The organism is Eubacterium multiforme (genome assembly GCF_030813415.1).
GTDB lineage: Bacteria > Bacillota > Clostridia > Clostridiales > Clostridiaceae > Clostridium > Clostridium multiforme.
In genome coordinates, this window is record NZ_JAUSUF010000002.1 from 56453 (window position 1) to 74933 (window position 18481).

Below are 18481 nucleotides of genomic sequence, written 5' to 3' on the forward strand. Positions count from 1 at the left end.
GTAGACAAATGGAAAAATATATATTATGGTTAATAATGTTAGAATGTACAAATCTTCAAAAGATAAAATTACTTAACATCTTTTCAGATGAAAAAGAAATATTTGATAATTTTGAAGAAATAGTAGAATTATATTTTAAAAATTATAAAAATTTTGCAAATTATGATAAAATCAAAGAAATGAATAAAATATTGTCTAACATGGAAATTTTAAGAAGGAAAGAAGAAGTAAATTTTATAACTATTAAAGATCCTATGTATCCAGAGAGTTTAAAAAGGATTGAGGAGCCTCCTTATGTATTATTTTATAAAGGTAATTTGAAATTATTAAATAAAAGAAGTGTTTCAATAGTTGGTTCTAGAAAAAATAGTTTATATGGAGAAAGAGCAACTAGAATAATTACTAAGGAATTAGTAAAAAATGATATATGTATTGTAAGTGGAGGAGCTAAAGGAATTGATACAATAGCTCATGATGAAGCTTTAAAAAATCATGGCAATACAATAGCTGTTTTAGGTTCAGGTATAGACGTATGCTATCCGCAAAGGAACAGAGGATTGTTTAATGAAATATCAAAAGAAGGGTTATTAATTTCAGAATTCTTTCCAGGTACTAAGCCTTATGCATATAATTTTCCAAGAAGAAATAGGATAATTAGTGGACTATCAGAATCAATTATAGTTACTGAAGCCACAGAAAAAAGCGGATCATTAATAACAGTTTCATGTGCTTTAGCTCAAGGGAAAGATGTGTTAGTTGTTCCACAATCCATATTTTCAGAAGGAGGATTAGGAGCTAATCTTTTAATAAGAGATGGAGCCTTTATATATACCTCTATTGAAGATGTGTATTTGCTTTTACATATAGATAAGAGTAAGGTAAAGAAAAAGAGTATTGAAATCGTTAATAACAATATTTTAAAAATAATTAAAAACGAACCAGTTCATATTGATGATATATTCGTAAAGTCACAGGTTGACAGAAATACTTTATATGGTTTATTATTTGAACTGCAAATTAAAAATGAAATATTAAGTCTACCTGGCAATTATTATGTCAGAATAACATAAGTTTAAGGGGGTGAATAACTCCATTTAAAGGTAAGTGGAGTTAGTTATGGGCCAAAAATTAGTAATAGTAGAGTCACCAGCAAAGGCAAAAACAATAGGAAAATATTTAGGAAAAAATTATATTGTTGAGGCTTCAATGGGGCATGTGAGAGATTTACCTAAAAGTAAATTAGGTGTTGATATAGATGATGATTTTGAACCAAAATATATAACAATAAGAGGAAAAGGTGAACTTCTTAAAGTTTTAAGAAAAGCAGCTAAAAAAGCTGATAAAGTTTATCTTGCAACTGACCCTGACCGTGAAGGGGAAGCAATATCTTGGCATTTAGCAAATCTTTTAAACATTGAAGAGGGAGAAGAATGCAGAATAGTTTTTAATGAAATCACAAAGAGTGCAGTTAAAAATTCAATAAAAAATGCGAGAAAAATAAATCAAAATTTAGTTGATGCACAGCAAGCAAGAAGAATACTAGATAGATTAGTTGGTTATGAAATAAGCCCAATTCTTTGGAAAAATGTTAAATGGGGTTTAAGTGCAGGAAGAGTTCAATCTGCAGCTCTTAAATTGATTTGTGAAAGAGAAGAAGAAATAAAAAAATTTATTCCAGAAGAATATTGGACAGTTGATTGTTCATTAAAAAAGGGAAGAAAAAAATTCCCTATAAAATTATCAACATATAAAAATAAAAAGATAGATTTAAAAAATGAAGAAGAAACTAATAAAGTTATTAGTGAAATAGATAAGGATAACTTTTTAATTAAAACTATTAAAAAAGGTAGCAAACTTAAAAATCCTATGGCACCATTTACAACTAGTACCCTTCAACAGGAAGCTAGTAAAAAACTTAATTTTATGACAAAGAAAACAATGTCAGTGGCACAAGGGTTATATGAAGGGGTAGAAGTTAAAGGATATGGAACAGTAGGTCTTATTACTTATATGAGAACAGACTCAGTTAGAATATCTAAGGAAGCACAAGAGGCAGCTAAGAACTTTATACTAAATAGTTATGGAGAAGAATATATTCCAAAAGAAACTAGAATATATAAAGGAAAGAAAAATATACAAGATGCCCATGAAGCTATAAGACCAAGTAATATAGATATAACACCAGAGGTTGCAAAGGCAAACCTTACATCAGATCAATATAAATTATATACATTAATTTGGAAGAGGTTTATAGGATCTCAAATGGCATCATGTATACTTAATACCAATTCAATTGATATATTAAATGGTGATTATAAATTTAAAGCTAGTGGATCTACAATTAAGTTTGATGGATTTATGAAAATATATGAATATGCAATGAGTGATGAGGATGATACTTCATTACCAGAACTTGAAGAAGGAGAAATATTAAAAGCAGCATCTCTTGAGGGTAAGCAACATTTTACTCAGCCACCTGCAAGATATACAGAAGCTTCTTTTGTTAAACTTCTTGAAGAAAAGGGAATTGGAAGACCAAGTACTTATGTACCAACAATTTCTACATTATTAAGTAGGGACTATGTAAATAGAGAAAAGAAAAATTTAATACCTACGGAACTTGGGTTTATTGTAAATAATATAATTTGCGAATATTTCAAGCAAATAGCAGATGTTGATTTTACAGCAAGTATGGAAAGAAATTTAGACCATATTGAAGAAGGAGAAATTCAATGGAAAGCTGTTGTTGGAGAATTCTTCAAACCATTAAAAGTAGAATTAGAAAAAGCTGAAAAAGAAATGGCAAAAGTAGTTATTGAAGATGAAGTAAGTGATGTTCCTTGTGATAAATGTGGAAGAATGATGGTTATAAAGAGAGGAAGATATGGAAAATTTCTTGCTTGTCCTGGTTATCCAGAATGTAAAAACGCTAAGCCTATAGTAGAGGAAATAAAGGCACCTTGTCCAAAGTGTGGAAGAAAGGTACTTGCAAAGAGAAGCAAAAAAGGAAAAAGATTTTATGGATGTTCAGGATATCCTGATTGTGACTTTATAAGTTGGAATGAACCAGTTGAAGAAAAATGTCCAAAGTGTAATTCCTACATGGTAAAAAAATATTCAAAAAAATCAGGTGATTATATTGAATGTTCAAATAAAGAATGTAAATATAAAGAAGAAATTAAGAGCGATAAGCCAGAAAGCAAAGAATAAATAATTATGAGTGTGATAATGTCATTTAAAAAAATCCCTTTGCTAAAAAAGAAGAATATTATTGAAATATGCTATTTAGTATGATAAACTGTATTAGTATTACGGATTTGTTAAAAATTAAAAGAATTTTGAATGTTATAACAAATGGCAATATGAATCTGAAATTATATAGATAACGAGGAGGATTTTTAATGTCATCATTACTTAATAAAGCAAGAAGATTAAACAAGATATTACAAAAATCAGGTACTGAACCAGTAGCATTTGAAGATGTTTGTCAGCTTTTAAGTGAAGTATTAGCTTGTAATGTTTACATTGTAAGTAAGAATGGAAGCGTTATAGGTCATAGTTTCTCAGAAAGTTTTGAATGTGAAATAATGAAACAAAAGGTTCTTGATGAAAAAAGGTTCCCTAATGAATACAATGAAAAATTATTAAAGGTATCGGAAACTTTATCCAATTTACCTAATAAAGGAGAATGTGTCTTTGAGGGAATGGGAAATTGTACTATGGCAGACAAGCTTTCAACAATTGTTCCTATAATTGGGAACAGAGAAAGGCTTGGAACTCTTCTTTTAGCAAGATTTGGAGAGGTATTTACAGATGATGATTTAGTTCTTTGTGAATATAGTGCAACTATAGTTGGAATGGAAATGTTAAGAGCAAAACAAGAAGAACTTGCAGAAGAAACAAGAAAGAAAGCTGTTGTACAATTAGCAATAGGAACTCTTTCCTATTCAGAATTAGAAGCAGTAGAACATATTTTTAATGAACTTGGAGGAAATGAAGGATTACTTGTAGCATCAAAGATTGCAGATAAAGTAGGAATAACAAGAAGTGTTATAGTAAATGCTTTAAGAAAATTTGAAAGTGCTGGAGTAATTGAATCAAGATCATTAGGAATGAAGGGAACTCATATAAAAATATTAAATGATAGATTGCTTGATGAGTTAAAGAAAATAAAATAATAATTTATAAGTGACTAATTAATTTTAGTCGCTTTTATTTTTAATATAGAAAAATATAAAAAAACATAAAATTATGTTGATAGAAAAAAAACCTTATGTTATACTATCATAGGTAACAAAATACGCACATTGTCGAATCTGTAAGATAGGTGCCTTTGATTTTAAGGTTTCTTACAAGTGCAACGATAATGGAGGAAAAAACCAGGAGGTAACAAAATGTCAGTTATATCAATGAAACAATTATTAGAAGCTGGTGTACATTTCGGACACCAAACTAGAAGATGGAACCCTAAAATGGCTCCTTATATCTTCACAGAAAGAAATGGAATCTATATAATAGATCTTCAAAAAACAGTTAAGAAGGCTGAAGAAGCTTATAATTTCTTAAAAGAAGTTTCAGAAGAAGGAAAAGACGTATTATTCGTTGGAACTAAAAAGCAAGCTCAAGAAGCTATCAAAGAAGAAGCAATAAGATCAAACATGCACTTCGTTAACAACAGATGGTTAGGTGGAATGTTAACTAACTTCAAAACTATAAGAACAAGAATCAAGAGATTAGAAGATTTAGAAAGAATGCAAGAAGATGGAACATTCGATGTTCTTCCTAAGAAAGAAGTTATTAAATTAAAAGGCGAAATGGAAAAGCTTGAAAAGAACCTTGGCGGAATAAAGAACTTAGATTCAAGAAACATTGGAGCTATGTTCGTTGTAGATCCAAGAAAAGAAAAGAATGCTATTTCAGAAGCTAAGATATTAGGAATTCCAGTAGTAGCTATAGTAGATACTAACTGTGATCCAGAAGAAGTTGACTATGTAATTCCAGGTAATGACGATGCTATAAGAGCGGTTAAATTAATAGCTGCTAAGATGGCTGATGCTGTTATTGAAGGAAGACAAGGTGAACAAATAGCTGAATAATATCAAAAGGTAAGTATGAAAAGGTAGGTGAAGGTGCTCTTCATTTACCTTTTAACCTAGGTGATAAGGGTTACTTTTTTTAAAATAAGGAGGAATTTAAATGATTACTGCAAAGCTAGTTAAAGAGTTAAGAGAAAAAACTGGTGCAGGTATGATGGACTGCAAAAAGGCTTTAACAGAAACTAATGGAGACATGGAAAAGGCTGTTGAAGTATTAAGAGAAAAAGGATTAGCTGCTGCTGCTAAGAAGGCAGGAAGAGTTGCTGCTGAAGGTTTAGTTAAGACTTTTATATCAGAAGATAATAAGAAGGCTTCAATAGTAGAAGTAAACTGTGAAACAGATTTCGTTGCTGCTAACGAAGAATTCGTAAGATTTGCTGATGATTTAGCAAAATTAGTTGCTAATACTTCAGTTCAAACTGTAGAAGAATTATTAAATGAGAAAATGGGAGATTCAACTGTACAAGAAGTTCTTACTGCTTTAGTTGCTAAACTTGGTGAGAACATGACAGTTAGAAGATTTGAAAGATTATCAGTTGAAAAGGGAGCTATCCAAAGCTACATTCACGGTGGTGGAAGAATCGGAGTTTTAGTTGAAGTTGCAACTGAAGGAGATGCTAAAGTAGCTGCTGAGGTAGCTAGAGAAGTTTGTATGCAAGTAGCTGCTGCAAATCCATTATTCTTAAATAGAGATTCAGTAGATCAAGAATCTTTAGAAAAAGAAAAAGAAATCTATAGAGTTCAAGCTTTAAATGAAGGAAAACCAGAAAAAATCGTTGACAAAATGGTTATGGGAAGAATCCAAAAGTACTTCAAAGAAGTTTGCTTAGTAGACCAAGTATGGGTTAAAGATGGAGATAAGACAATAACTAAGTTATTAGAAGAAAAGTCAAAAGAAGCAGGTGCTCCAATGACTATAACAAAGTTTGTTAGATTTGAAAGAGGCGAAGGAATCGAAAAGAAAGAAGAAAACTTTGCTGAAGAAGTTGCAAGACAAATGGGTAAATAGTAACCTTAAAAAAGAGAACACCTTGTGTTCTCTTTTTTTAAAAATAATAATGAATATTTCGGAGGGATTATAATGGCAGATTGTAAATATAATAGAGTAATACTAAAATTATCTGGAGAAGCTCTTGCTGGAACTAATGGATTTGGATTAGATTTTACTGTTGCAACAAGAATAGCTTTAGAAATAAAGCAATTAATAGAGGCTGGCGTAGAAGTTGGTTGTGTTGTTGGTGGCGGAAACATTTGGAGAGGAAGAAGTGGGGAAGGAATGGATAGAACCACTGCTGATTACATGGGCATGATGGCAACATGTATTAATGCATTAGCTCTTCAAGATTCATTAGAACAAGTTGGAGTAGATACTAGAGTTTTAACTGCTATTGAAATGAAAGAAATTGCGGAACCGTTTATAAGAAGAAGAGCTATGAGACATTTAGAAAAGGGAAGAGTTGTTATATTTGCAGCAGGAACTGGAAATCCATATTTCTCAACTGATACAACAGCAGCTCTTAGAGCAGCAGAAATAGAAGCTGATGTTATTCTTTTAGCTAAAAAAGTTGATGGCGTTTATGATAAGGACCCTCATAAGTATTCAGATGCAAAAAAATATGATAAACTATCATATATAGAAGTTTTAGAACAAGGATTACAAGTAATGGATTCTACTGCAACTTCTTTATGTATGGATAATGAAATTCCAATATTAGTATTTGGTTTAGATGAACCAGGTAATATTCAAAAAGCTATTAGTGGAGAGAAGATAGGCACACTAGTGTCAAAATAAAAGGAGGATATTTATGAGTAAAGACATTCTTAAAAATGCTGAAGAGAAAATGAAAAAAACAATAAGTGTTTTAGAAAGTGATTTATCAACAATGAAGGCTGGAAGAGCTAATCCAACAATGCTTGACAGAATTCAAGTTGAATATTATGGAAGTATGTGCCCAGTTAATCAAGTGGCAAACATATCAGCTCCAGAACCAAGAGTTCTTCAAATAACTCCTTGGGAAACAACACTTTTAAAAGACATTGAAAGAGCTATACTTACTTCAGATTTAGGATTAAATCCTTCAAATGATGGTGCTGTTATTAGATTAATAATACCAGAATTAACAGAAGAAACTAGAAAGAATTTAGTTAAAAACGTTAAAAAAGCTGGAGAAGATTCAAAAATTGCTTTAAGATCAGTTAGAAGAGACTCTAATGATAAAATCAAGTCTTTAAAGAAAGACGGAGATATTACAGAAGACGAAACTAAGAGATTAGAAGATGATATTCAAAAGGTTACAGATAAATTTGTAAAAGAAATTGATAAAATAATAGAAGAAAAAGAAAAAGAGATAATGTCAATTTAGTTTAAGTAAAAAACCTGCTCTTTAGCAGGTTTTTTATACTAACAAAAGAGTGGGGAGGAAAACTCATGCTTAAGTTTTTTAAAGGGGAAAAGATTAGTGAAAATGAGGATATAAGTCTTGATATGGACAATATTCCTAAACATGTTGCCATTATAATGGATGGTAATGGTAGATGGGCTAAAAAGAGAAAACTTCCAAGAACTATGGGTCATAAAGCTGGTGTTGAAACAATTCGTAGAATTTTAAAAGAATCAGATAAACTTGGAATCAAATATATGACTCTTTATGCATTCTCAACTGAAAATTGGAAGAGACCAAAGGATGAAGTTAATGCATTAATGAAATTATTAATACAATATTTAAGACAAGAAATTAATGAGCTACATAAAAATGGCGTTAAAATAAATGTTTTAGGAGATATTTCAAGACTTCCTAAAGAGTGTCAAGAAGAAATAGATAAATCTGTTATTAAAACAAAAGATAACAAAGGTGTAACTATGAATATTGCATTAAATTATGGCGGAAGAGATGAAATATTAAGAGCAACTAAATTAATTTCAGAGGAAGTTTTAAAGGGAAATATAAATCCTTTAGAAATTGATGAAAATATTTTTGAAAATTATTTATATACAAAAGGAATACCAGATCCAGATATAATAATTAGACCATCAGGTGAGCAAAGATTAAGTAATTTTCTTTTATGGCAATGTGCCTATTCAGAATTTTGGTATTCAAATATTTGTTGGCCAGATTTTAAAGAAGAAGACCTTCATAGAGCTATTTATGATTTTCAAAAGAGAGATAGAAGGTTTGGTGGGGTAAAATAAAATAAACGAGGTGGTTTTTAAGTGAAATCAAACAATAGATATCTTGGCGCTTTAATGATAGCTCCCTTTATTATATTTGTATTTTTAGGTGGTTTGTGGTTAGAAGCCTTTACAGTAGTATTATCAATACTTGGAATGTATGAATTTTATAATGCGTTAAAACAAAAGGATTTTCATCCAATTTCAATTGTAGGATATATATTAATAATTGTTTATTATCTTACAAATACTAATTTTAATACATTAACTTATATAGTTGTTTTTGCAACCTTTATACTTTTAATGATACCTGTTATAAATTTAAAATATACTTTTATAGATGTTGCTATTACACTTCTTGGATTCTTATATGTAGGAATTTTATTTAGTTTTTTACATTTAGTAAATATGAAGTTTGGTGGACAATATTTAGTTTGGCTTATATTTATAGGTTCTTGGATGACAGATACTTCAGCATATTATGCAGGAAGATTTTTTGGAAAACATAAATTATGTCCTAAAGTTAGTCCTAAAAAAACTATAGAAGGTTCAATTGGTGGAATGATTGGTTCTACAATTTTTTGTGGATTATTTGGGATAATAGTATCTAAGTATATTTATATAATGCCAGTATATAATTATTTTATAATAGGAGCTTTATGTGGTATATTTAGCCAATTTGGAGATTTAGTTGCATCATCAATAAAAAGATATGTTGGAATAAAAGATTATAGTAACTTAATACCTGGACACGGTGGTATATTAGATAGATTTGACAGTATACTTTTTTCAGGTCTTGTAGTATTTTATTATTTAACTTTTATTGTGGTAATATAAAATAAGGGTTCTAAAAGTAAAACTTTTAGAGCTCTTTTTTCTATGTAAAAATTAAAAGTATATATTATAAATTTGATTTTTTATATATATGAAGGTTAAATTACTATTTCATTATTAATAGTATATTTATTATTTATAAGAGCACAATATATTTATGATAACAAAAACTTATAAAGGAGGAATTTTAATGGAAGATAATAAATATACTGAAAGAAAACATTCAAATGGTAATAGCTTTTTTGGATGGATAATAAGGCTTATATTATTTGCAATAGTTCTTGGAGTAACATCATTTTTTACACCAGGTTTTTCTATTAAGGGATTGTGGTCATTTTTATTAGCTGCATTTATAATAACTGTAGTAGATTATTTAATAGAATCATTTATGGGTGTTGATGCATCTCCCTTTGGAAAAGGCATAAAAGGATTTGTTATAGCTGCTGTAATAATATATTTAGCACAATTTTTAGTGCCACATATGAGAGTATCAATAATAGGTGCTTTATTAGCTGCTGTAGTTATTGGCATAATAGATGCAATACTACCTGGAAGAGTAATGTAAATTTTTCATTTAATTAAAAAATATAAAATTTATAAGTCTTAGATAAATTCTAAGGCTTTTTTTGCTGCATATAAATATAAAATAAAGGAGGATAGTAAATGTGAAATTAAAAGAAGATCAAAAAAAGCTTTTAGAATCCTTAATAGTATTATTAGGAATATTTATTTTTGTAATTATTATTAGAAATTATTTTAAACCATTTTTATGGATAATAATAATATTTGTATTAAGTAGTCCTTTATATAATATTTTTACAAAACTTAAAATAAGTAAAAAAATATCTGCAACTTTAAGTTTATTATTTTTAAATATTATTGTTTTTTTATTTATTTATTATTTAGGAAGAAATATTTTTGAATTAGTAAACAATATTTATATTAGCAATATAAACATAATGAATAAATTTTTATTAGATATAAGTGAAGTTTTAGAAAGTATAATTGGAAATATTAATATTAGCGGAGAAGCTGTTAAACTTCTCCATCCTAGAGTTATAACAGCAGGAGCTTTTAATGTAGGTGAAGGAATAATAAGTTATTTTATAGGTAATATATGTTCATTTTTTATTTTGACAGATAAAGATAAACTTATAGGATATATGAATAGAATTATTCCAAGAAATCTTTTTAAAAGGATCAATAAGGGAAGTCATAACATAAAAAGTATTATATCTATTCAAATTATATTAGTTTTAATATCAACCTTAATAATTATTGTAGGATTTATAATATTTAATATAAAAAATTCTTTTATTTTAGGTGTAATTTGTGGTATCTTAGATTTACTTCCATATGTAGGAACCATAATTGTATTTATACCAATTATAATATACAATATTATAGTAAAAGATTATTTGATTGCTTTTGGACTTATATGTCTTTATATATTAGTTCAAGTTATAAGAGAAATATTAGAGGCAAAACTTTTAAGCAATAAATTCAATGTACATCCTTTAATTATATTTCTTTCAATTTATATTGGAATAAAGGTTTTTGGTATTCTTGGAATTATTATAGGGCCTTTATATAGTATGATGGTTAGAGATATATTTTGTGAGGATTAAGAAACAGGCGGAGGAAGATAAAATGAGAAATATTTCAATATTAGGAGCTACAGGCTCTATTGGAACACAAACTTTAGATGTAATTAGACATTCAGAAGGAATAAACTTAATAGGGGTAACTGCAAATACTTCTGTTAATAAGATAAAAGAAATAATTGATGAATTTTCACCAAAATATGTAGCTATGATGGATGAAATTTCAAAAAATGAAATAAAAGAATATGTAAAATACAAAGGATTAAATATAGAGGTTCTTTATGGGATAGAAGGTCTTAAAAAAATAGCTTCTTTAGATGAAATTGACACAGTTGTAACATCTGTTGTTGGTATGATAGGATTAGAACCAACAATTGAAGCAATAAGACATAAGAAAGATATTGCCCTTGCAAATAAAGAAACTTTAGTAGTTGCAGGAGAACTTGTTATGAAGGAAGCTAAAAAGTATGGAGTACAAATACTTCCAGTTGATTCAGAACATAGTGCAATATTTCAAAGTCTTAGAGGAAATTCTTTAAATACATTAAAGAAAATAATACTTACAGCTTCAGGAGGACCTTTTAGAGGCAAAAAGGTAGAGGACTTAGAAAATATTAAAGTAGAAGAAGCGTTAAATCATCCAAATTGGAGTATGGGAAGAAAGATAACAATAGATTCATCTACACTTATGAATAAAGGACTTGAAGTAATAGAAGCTCATTGGTTATTTAATTGTCCTTACGAAAATATTCAAGTTTTAGTTCATCCTCAAAGTGTTATTCACTCTATGGTAGAATATTCTGATAACAGTATAATTGCTCAGCTTGGTTCAGCTGATATGAGACTTCCTATTCAATATGCACTTAATTATCCAGATAGGAAAAATTCTGTTGCAAAGGGAATAGATTTTTATGAAATATCAAAACTTACCTTTGAAAAACCTGATATGGATACATTTAAATGTTTAAAATTAGCCTTTAAAGCAGGAATGGCTGGAGGTCTTATGCCTACAATTTTAAATGGAGCAAATGAAGAAGTTGTAGATTTATTTTTAAATGAAAGAATTCCTTATATTAAAATAGCAGATATAATAGAGGAATGTATGGAACACTTTAAAGAAGAAGGTAAAAAGGAAGTAACTTTAGAAAATGTTATCCTTTTAGATAAGAAAGTTAAAGAATATGTAAGAAAGAAATATAATTAGGAGGAAACTTAATGTATATATTATATGCAGTAATAGCGTTTAGCGTACTTATAATAGTTCATGAATTTGGTCATTTTATACTTGCTAAAATAAATGGAGTAAAGGTTGAAGAATTTTCTATAGGTATGGGACCTAAGATATTTTCTATAGAAGGCAAGGAAACAAAATATTCATTAGGTATATTACCTATAGGTGGATATGTAAAAATGCTTGGAGAAGAAGAGGATGTTAATGATGATAAAAGTTTTTCTTCTAAATCTCCACTTAGAAAGATTACAATTATTTTAGCAGGTGCTATAATGAACATAGTTCTTGCATTAGTAATTTATACTGCATTATCAGCACATTTTGGTTTTGCATTACCAAAGGTAGCAACTGTAGTAGATGGAAGTCCAGCTTACAAAGTTGGTATAAAACCAGGAGACGAATTTAAAAAAATAGATGGTCATAAGATTTTTACATCAGAAGATATTACAATTGGAGTAGGTCTTGCAAAGGGTAAGGCTGTAAATTTAGAGGTTGAGAGAGATGGAAAGTTACTTAATTTTGATGTAAAACCAGAATATAATAAAAAAGAAAAAAGAGATTTAATAGGATTTGGCTTTGAAACAGTAAAAAATCCAACAATAGGTCAAAGCTTTAGAGAAAGTTTTAATCAGACAGCATCAACAGTAAGTCAGACCTTTAATGGACTTAAAATGATAGTTACTGGTAAAGCAAATTTAAAAACTGATGTTGGAGGTCCTGTAACTATTATAAGGTTATCAGGTGCAGTTGCAAAAACAGGAATATGGAATTTATTAAACTTTACAGCACTTATAAGTATAAATCTTGCTGTATTTAATTTATTACCATTCCCAGCTTTAGATGGTGGATGGACAGTAATACTTTTAATAGAACTTATAACTAGAAGAAAAGTTCCAGAAAAAGTAGTAAATTCTTTAAACTTTGTTGGATTTGCAATGCTTATGGGACTTATGGTTCTAGTAACAGTTAAGGATATATTATTTCCAATAAAATTTTAGGAGAGAAAATAAATGGATAGAAAGATAACAAGGGTAGTTAATGTTTGTGGCGTTTTAATTGGTGGAGAAGAACCAGTTGTTATACAATCAATGACTAACACAGATACAAGAGATGTAGAAAAAACATTAAATCAAATAGATAAATTAGTAAGTGAAGGCTGTCAAATTGTAAGATGTGCAGTGCCTGATATGGAAGCTTGCGAGGCACTTAAAGAAATTACAGCAAAATCTAAGGTGCCAATAGTTGCAGATATTCACTTTGATTATAGATTAGCTCTTAAAGCTATTGATAATGGAGTAGCTAAACTTAGAATAAATCCAGGTAATATTGGAAGCATAGATAGAATAAAAGCAGTTGTTGAAAAGGCAAAGGAGAAGAAAATTCCAATAAGAATTGGAGTTAATTCAGGTTCTTTAGAAAAGGATATTTTAAAAAGAGATGGTAAGCCAACAGCTAAAGGATTAGTTGAAAGTGCATTAAGACATGTTAAGATATTGGAAGATTTAGAGTTTTATGATATAGTTATTTCAATAAAATCTTCAAATGTTCCTATGATGATAGAAAGTTATAGACTTATGAGTGAAAAATGTAATTATCCATTACATTTAGGTGTTACAGAGTCTGGAACAACATTTAAAGGAACAATAAAATCAAGTGTAGGTATAGGAACTCTTTTAGCAGAAGGAATAGGAAATACTATAAGAGTATCACTAACATCAGATCCTATTGAAGAAATTAAAGTTGCAAAGGAAATACTTAAATCTTTAGGATATATAAAGGAAGGAATAGAGTTTGTGTCTTGCCCTACTTGTGGAAGAACTGAAATAAATTTAATTAAAATAGCAAATGAAGTTGAAAAAAGACTTGAAGGCTCAAAAAAGAATATAAAGGTTGCTGTTATGGGGTGTGTTGTTAATGGCCCAGGAGAAGCAAGGGAAGCTGATATTGGTATTGCTGGCGGAAAAGGCGTTGGCATAATCTTTAAAAAAGGCGAAATAGTAAAGAAGGTAAAAGAAGAAGATTTAGTTGATGAACTTATAAAGGAAATAGAATCATTATAAGGCTCATACTATAAAATAACCCTCAAAATTAAATTTATTTTGAGGGTTAATATTTTTAATAGAAAAAAGGAGGGAATCCTTTGAGCGAAGAGTTCATTAAGAGGCTTAATAAAGAAATAAATAAAAAGGAAAATTTAGAAGATAAAGAAATAAAATTAAATAGATTTCAATTTTATAAAAAAAGTAATGTTTTAAAAGTTATATTAAAATGCAAGGAAAGTTTAACTGAAAGTGAAGAAGAATTTCTTAAAAAATTAATAGTAAAAAACCTAGGCATGAATATAAATGTAGAATTACTAGTTTATAAAGATGTAGAAGGGGCTAGTATAAAGGATATATTAGAAAAATATTGGTCTGATGTTGTTTTAAATATAGTTAAGAAAAATCCTTTATCTAAAAATGTTTTATATTCCAAACACAAAGATATAGATAAAGACGTAATTATAATTAGATATGGTAGTGAGGCTATAGTAAAACATTTAAAGAATAAGGATATTGAGAGAAAAGTTTCAGCGAGAATTCATGATATTTTTGGAGTTCATGTAAGAATTGAATTAAAGTATGATAGTTTGCTTGAAGATAATAATTATGAAGAAAATAAAGCAAAAGAAAACAAAAAAATAGTTGAAGATGTACTACAAGGAAAGATAGTTCAAATGAATTCATCCTCTTCAGAAGGAAACAAAGAGAAAAAAGAAAAGAGGGAAGCTCCTAAAAAGAATAAAAATGAAGGATATCAAAAATATAAAAGAGAGCCTAAAGGTGAAAATACCATTTTAGGAAGAAATATAAGTCAAGAGGCAATGAAAATATGTGATATTGATGAAACCTCAGGTTATGTTGCAATAATTGGAGAAGTATTTAAAACTGAAATAATTGAAACTAGAACAGGAAAAACAATTTTAACATTCTTTATAACAGATTATACAAGTTCTATAACAGTTAAATGTTTCTTAAAAGAAAAGGATAAAGATGAAGTATTAGAAAATGTTAAAAAGGGACTTTACTGTAAAGTAAGAGGAGAAGCTATATATGATACTTATGCTAGAGAAGTAGTAATAATGGGTAGAGATATAGTTAAAATGAAAAAAATAGAAAGAATGGATGGTTCTTTAGAAAAGAGAGTAGAACTTCATTTACATACAAATATGAGTACTATGGATGGAATGACATCTGCAAGTAGACTTATTGAAAGAGCTGCAAAGTGGGGGCATGAAGCTATAGCTATTACAGATCACGGGGTAGTTCAATCTTTCCCAGATGCCCAAAGTGCTTCAAAGAAATTTGGAATAAAGGTTCTTTATGGAGTTGAAGGATATTTAGTTGATGATGGTATTCCAATAGCTCTTCATGAAAATGGAGAAACTTTAGATCATTCTTATGTAGTCTTTGATTTAGAAACTACAGGATTTTCTCCTAAAAATGATAAAATAATTGAAATTGGTGCAGTTAAAATAGAAAATGGAAAAATTATTGATAGATTTAGTGAGTTTGTAAATCCAAAAAGAAATATTCCATATAAAATTACTGAACTTACAGGAATATCAGATGATATGGTAAAGAATAGTGATGATATAGAAACATTACTTCCAAAGTTTTTAGAGTTTTCTAAAGGTAGTGTTTTAGTTGCACATAATGCTGCTTTTGATACTGGATTTATTAAAGGAAATTGTAGAAGATTAGGATTAGATTTTGATTTTACTATATTAGATACAGTGCCTTTAGCTAGATTTTTATATCCAGAACTTAAAAAGGTAAAACTAAATATTGTAGCTAAACATTTAGGAATATCTTTAGAAAATCATCATAGAGCTGTAGATGATGCAAAAGCTACCTGCGATATATTATTAAAATGTTTTGAAAAGTTAAAAGAAGAAAAAGAAATATACGATTTGAAAAGCTTAAATGAAGAATTTTTATCACATGTTGATATTAAAAGGCAACCTACCTTCCATATAATAATATTAGCAAAAACTCAAAAAGGTCTTAAGAACCTTTATAAATTAGTATCAGAGGCTCATCTTGAAAACTTCTTTAAAAGTGCAAGAACTAAAAAAAGTAGACTTCAAGAAATGAGAGAAGGACTTATAATTGGTTCAGCTTGTGAAGCTGGAGAATTATATAGAGCTATATTAGATGGAAGAAGTGATGAAGAGGTTATTAAGGTTGCAGAATTTTATGATTACTTAGAAATACAACCTATTGCAAATAATAATTTCTTAATTAAAAAGGGTAATGTAGAAGATGAAGATGAATTAAGAGAAATAAATAGAAAAATATATAACATTGGTAAAAAGTTAAATAAACCTGTTGTTGCAACAGGAGATGTGCATTTTTTAGAGCCAGAGGATGAAGCCTTTAGAAAAATAATAATGGCTGGAAAAGGATTTAAAGATGCAGATGATCAGCCGCCTCTATATCTTAAAACTACAGATGAAATGCTTAAGGAATTTTCCTATTTAGGTGAAGAAGAGGCTAGGGAAGTTGTTATAATAAATCCAAATAAAATAGCTTCTGAAATTGAAAATATAAAACCAATTCCTGATGAAACATTTCCTCCTAAAATAGAAGGTGCTGAAGATGAAATTAGAAATATGGTTAAAACAAAGGTTCATTCAATATATGGAGAAAAATTACCAGATGTTATACAAAAAAGATTAGATAAAGAATTAAATTCTATTATAAATAATGGATATGCAGTTTTATATCTTATAGCACAAAAACTTGTGGCAAAATCTCTTAAAGATGGATACTTAGTTGGTTCTAGAGGATCTGTTGGATCGTCTTTTGTAGCTACTATGTCAGATATAACAGAAGTTAATGGACTTCCACCACACTATGTTTGTCCTAAATGTAAGAATTCAGAATTTTTCTTAGATGGTTCTGTAAGTTCTGGTGCAGATTTACCTAATAAGAAATGTCCAAAGTGTGGAACGGAATATAAAAGGGATGGTCATGATATTCCCTTTGAAACATTCTTAGGATTTGAAGGAGATAAAGAACCAGATATTGACCTTAACTTCTCTGGAGAGTATCAAGGGGTTGTTCATAAATACTGTGAAGTTTTATTCGGCAAGGGATATGTATTTAAGGCAGGTACAATTGGTACTGTTGCAGAAAAAACAGCCTATGGATATGTTAGAAAATATTTAGATGAAAGAGATATTAGAACATCAAGTGCAGAAATAGAAAGACTTACCATTGGATGTACTGGAATAAAAAGAACATCAGGGCAACATCCAGGGGGAATTATGGTTGTTCCAAGTGATAATGAAATTTACAATTTTACACCAATACAACATCCAGCTGATGATAATGATACTGATATAATTACTACTCATTTTGATTATCATTCAATAAGTGGTAGACTTTTAAAACTTGATATACTAGGCCATGATGATCCTACAGTACTTAGAATGCTTCAGGATTTAACTGGACTTGATCCAAAAACTATTCCCTTAAATGATGAGAAGGTAATTAGTTTATTTACAAAGCCAGATGCTCTTGGAGTTACAAAAGAAGAATTAGAATGTGAAGTTGGAAGTTATGGACTTCCAGAGTTTGGTACAAAATTCGTTCGTCAAATGCTTGTAGATACTAAGCCAAAAAGTTTTGCAGACTTAGTTAGAATTTCTGGACTTTCTCATGGTACTGATGTTTGGCTTAATAATGCACAATATTTTATTAAAGAAGGTTATACTACACTTAAAGACTGTATTGCAACAAGAGATGACATAATGGTTTACTTAATGCACAGAGGACTTCCACCTAAAATGGCCTTTACAATAATGGAAAAGGTAAGAAAAGGTAAAGGTCTTAGTGAAGAGCATGAAAAGTTAATGAAGGAACATAATGTTCCTGACTGGTATATTGAATCTTGTAAAAGAATAAAATATATGTTCCCTAAAGGGCATGCTGTTGCATATGTAATGATGGCAGTTAGAATTGCCTATTATAAGGTATATTATCCTGAAGCTTATTATGCAACTTATTTTACAGTAAGAGCAGATGATTTTGATGCAGATCTTATTTGTAAAGGGGAAGGTGCAGTTTATGAAAAACTTCATGAACTATATGATTTAGGAAATGGAATTACAACAAAAGAAAAAGGAATGATAACATCTTTAGAAATGGCTTTTGAAATGTATAAGAGAGGATTTAAATTTTTAAAGGTAGATCTTTATAAATCAGAGGCGACAAAATTTATAATTGAAGAAGATGGTTTAAGACCTCCAATTAATGCACTTCAAGGGGTTGGAGATAATGCAGCAAAAGCTATTGTAGAAGCTAGAGCTTTTGGAGAATTTATATCAAAAGAAGATTTAAGACTTAGAGCAAAAATTACAAAGACTGCTGTAGAAACATTAGGAAATCATGGTTGTTTAGAAGGATTACCAGAAACAAACCAGCTATCATTATTTTAGTTATGATAGAGATTTACAATTTATTTAAATATACTTGAAAAAAAATATATTGTATGTTAAAAT

Annotated in this window: 15 protein-coding genes; all 15 read left to right on the forward strand. The window is 29.0% G+C overall.

Annotation, left to right across the window (positions count from 1 at the left end; genetic code table 11):
- Positions 1-8: 8 nt before the first annotated feature.
- The 15 genes from dprA to J2S18_RS04325 all read left to right on the forward strand — a co-directional run bounded on the left by dprA (position 9) and on the right by J2S18_RS04325 (position 18418).
- On the forward strand, positions 9-1070 hold the full coding sequence (gene dprA / locus J2S18_RS04255; RefSeq protein ID WP_307483674.1) for a DNA-processing protein DprA: 1062 nt from the start codon (positions 9-11) through the stop codon (positions 1068-1070).
- Positions 1071-1116: 46 nt separating this feature from the next.
- A complete protein-coding gene (topA, locus tag J2S18_RS04260; protein ID WP_307483677.1) occupies positions 1117-3210 on the forward strand; it encodes a type I DNA topoisomerase in 2094 nt (697 codons plus the stop codon).
- 191 nt (positions 3211-3401) lie between these two features.
- Entirely contained in the window at positions 3402-4178 is a 777-nt protein-coding gene (gene codY / locus J2S18_RS04265) for a GTP-sensing pleiotropic transcriptional regulator CodY (protein WP_307483680.1), read from the forward strand.
- Between the two features lie 216 nt (positions 4179-4394).
- A complete protein-coding gene (rpsB, locus tag J2S18_RS04270; RefSeq protein ID WP_307483683.1) occupies positions 4395-5096 on the forward strand; it encodes a 30S ribosomal protein S2 in 702 nt (233 codons plus the stop codon).
- A gap of 100 nt (positions 5097-5196) precedes the next feature.
- The gene (gene tsf / locus J2S18_RS04275) at positions 5197-6105 is read left to right on the forward strand and encodes a translation elongation factor Ts (RefSeq protein WP_307483686.1); all 909 of its coding nucleotides are present in this window, start codon (positions 5197-5199) and stop codon (positions 6103-6105) included.
- A gap of 72 nt (positions 6106-6177) precedes the next feature.
- The gene (pyrH, locus tag J2S18_RS04280; RefSeq protein WP_307483689.1) at positions 6178-6888 is read left to right on the forward strand and encodes a UMP kinase; all 711 of its coding nucleotides are present in this window, start codon (positions 6178-6180) and stop codon (positions 6886-6888) included.
- A gap of 13 nt (positions 6889-6901) precedes the next feature.
- Positions 6902-7459 (forward strand): ribosome recycling factor, encoded by a 558-nt coding sequence (gene frr / locus J2S18_RS04285; protein ID WP_307483692.1) that lies wholly within the window; start codon positions 6902-6904, stop codon positions 7457-7459.
- Between the two features lie 65 nt (positions 7460-7524).
- Positions 7525-8286: an undecaprenyl pyrophosphate synthase gene (uppS, locus tag J2S18_RS04290; protein WP_307483694.1), complete on the forward strand. Its 762-nt coding sequence runs from the start codon at positions 7525-7527 to the stop codon at positions 8284-8286.
- Positions 8287-8307: 21 nt separating this feature from the next.
- Positions 8308-9102: a phosphatidate cytidylyltransferase gene (locus tag J2S18_RS04295; protein WP_307483696.1), complete on the forward strand. Its 795-nt coding sequence runs from the start codon at positions 8308-8310 to the stop codon at positions 9100-9102.
- Positions 9103-9289: 187 nt separating this feature from the next.
- Complete coding sequence (locus tag J2S18_RS04300) at positions 9290-9664, forward strand: phage holin family protein (protein ID WP_307483698.1); 375 nt, start codon at positions 9290-9292, stop codon at positions 9662-9664.
- A 100-nt stretch (positions 9665-9764) separates the two neighbouring features.
- Positions 9765-10727: an AI-2E family transporter gene (locus tag J2S18_RS04305; protein WP_307483701.1), complete on the forward strand. Its 963-nt coding sequence runs from the start codon at positions 9765-9767 to the stop codon at positions 10725-10727.
- Positions 10728-10749: 22 nt separating this feature from the next.
- The gene (gene dxr / locus J2S18_RS04310; RefSeq protein ID WP_307483702.1) at positions 10750-11907 is read left to right on the forward strand and encodes a 1-deoxy-D-xylulose-5-phosphate reductoisomerase; all 1158 of its coding nucleotides are present in this window, start codon (positions 10750-10752) and stop codon (positions 11905-11907) included.
- Positions 11908-11918: 11 nt separating this feature from the next.
- On the forward strand, positions 11919-12932 hold the full coding sequence (gene rseP / locus J2S18_RS04315; protein WP_307483705.1) for an RIP metalloprotease RseP: 1014 nt from the start codon (positions 11919-11921) through the stop codon (positions 12930-12932).
- Between the two features lie 12 nt (positions 12933-12944).
- The gene (ispG, locus tag J2S18_RS04320; protein ID WP_307483708.1) at positions 12945-13994 is read left to right on the forward strand and encodes a flavodoxin-dependent (E)-4-hydroxy-3-methylbut-2-enyl-diphosphate synthase; all 1050 of its coding nucleotides are present in this window, start codon (positions 12945-12947) and stop codon (positions 13992-13994) included.
- An 80-nt stretch (positions 13995-14074) separates the two neighbouring features.
- Positions 14075-18418: a PolC-type DNA polymerase III gene (locus tag J2S18_RS04325; protein ID WP_307483710.1), complete on the forward strand. Its 4344-nt coding sequence runs from the start codon at positions 14075-14077 to the stop codon at positions 18416-18418.
- Positions 18419-18481: the final 63 nt, after the last annotated feature.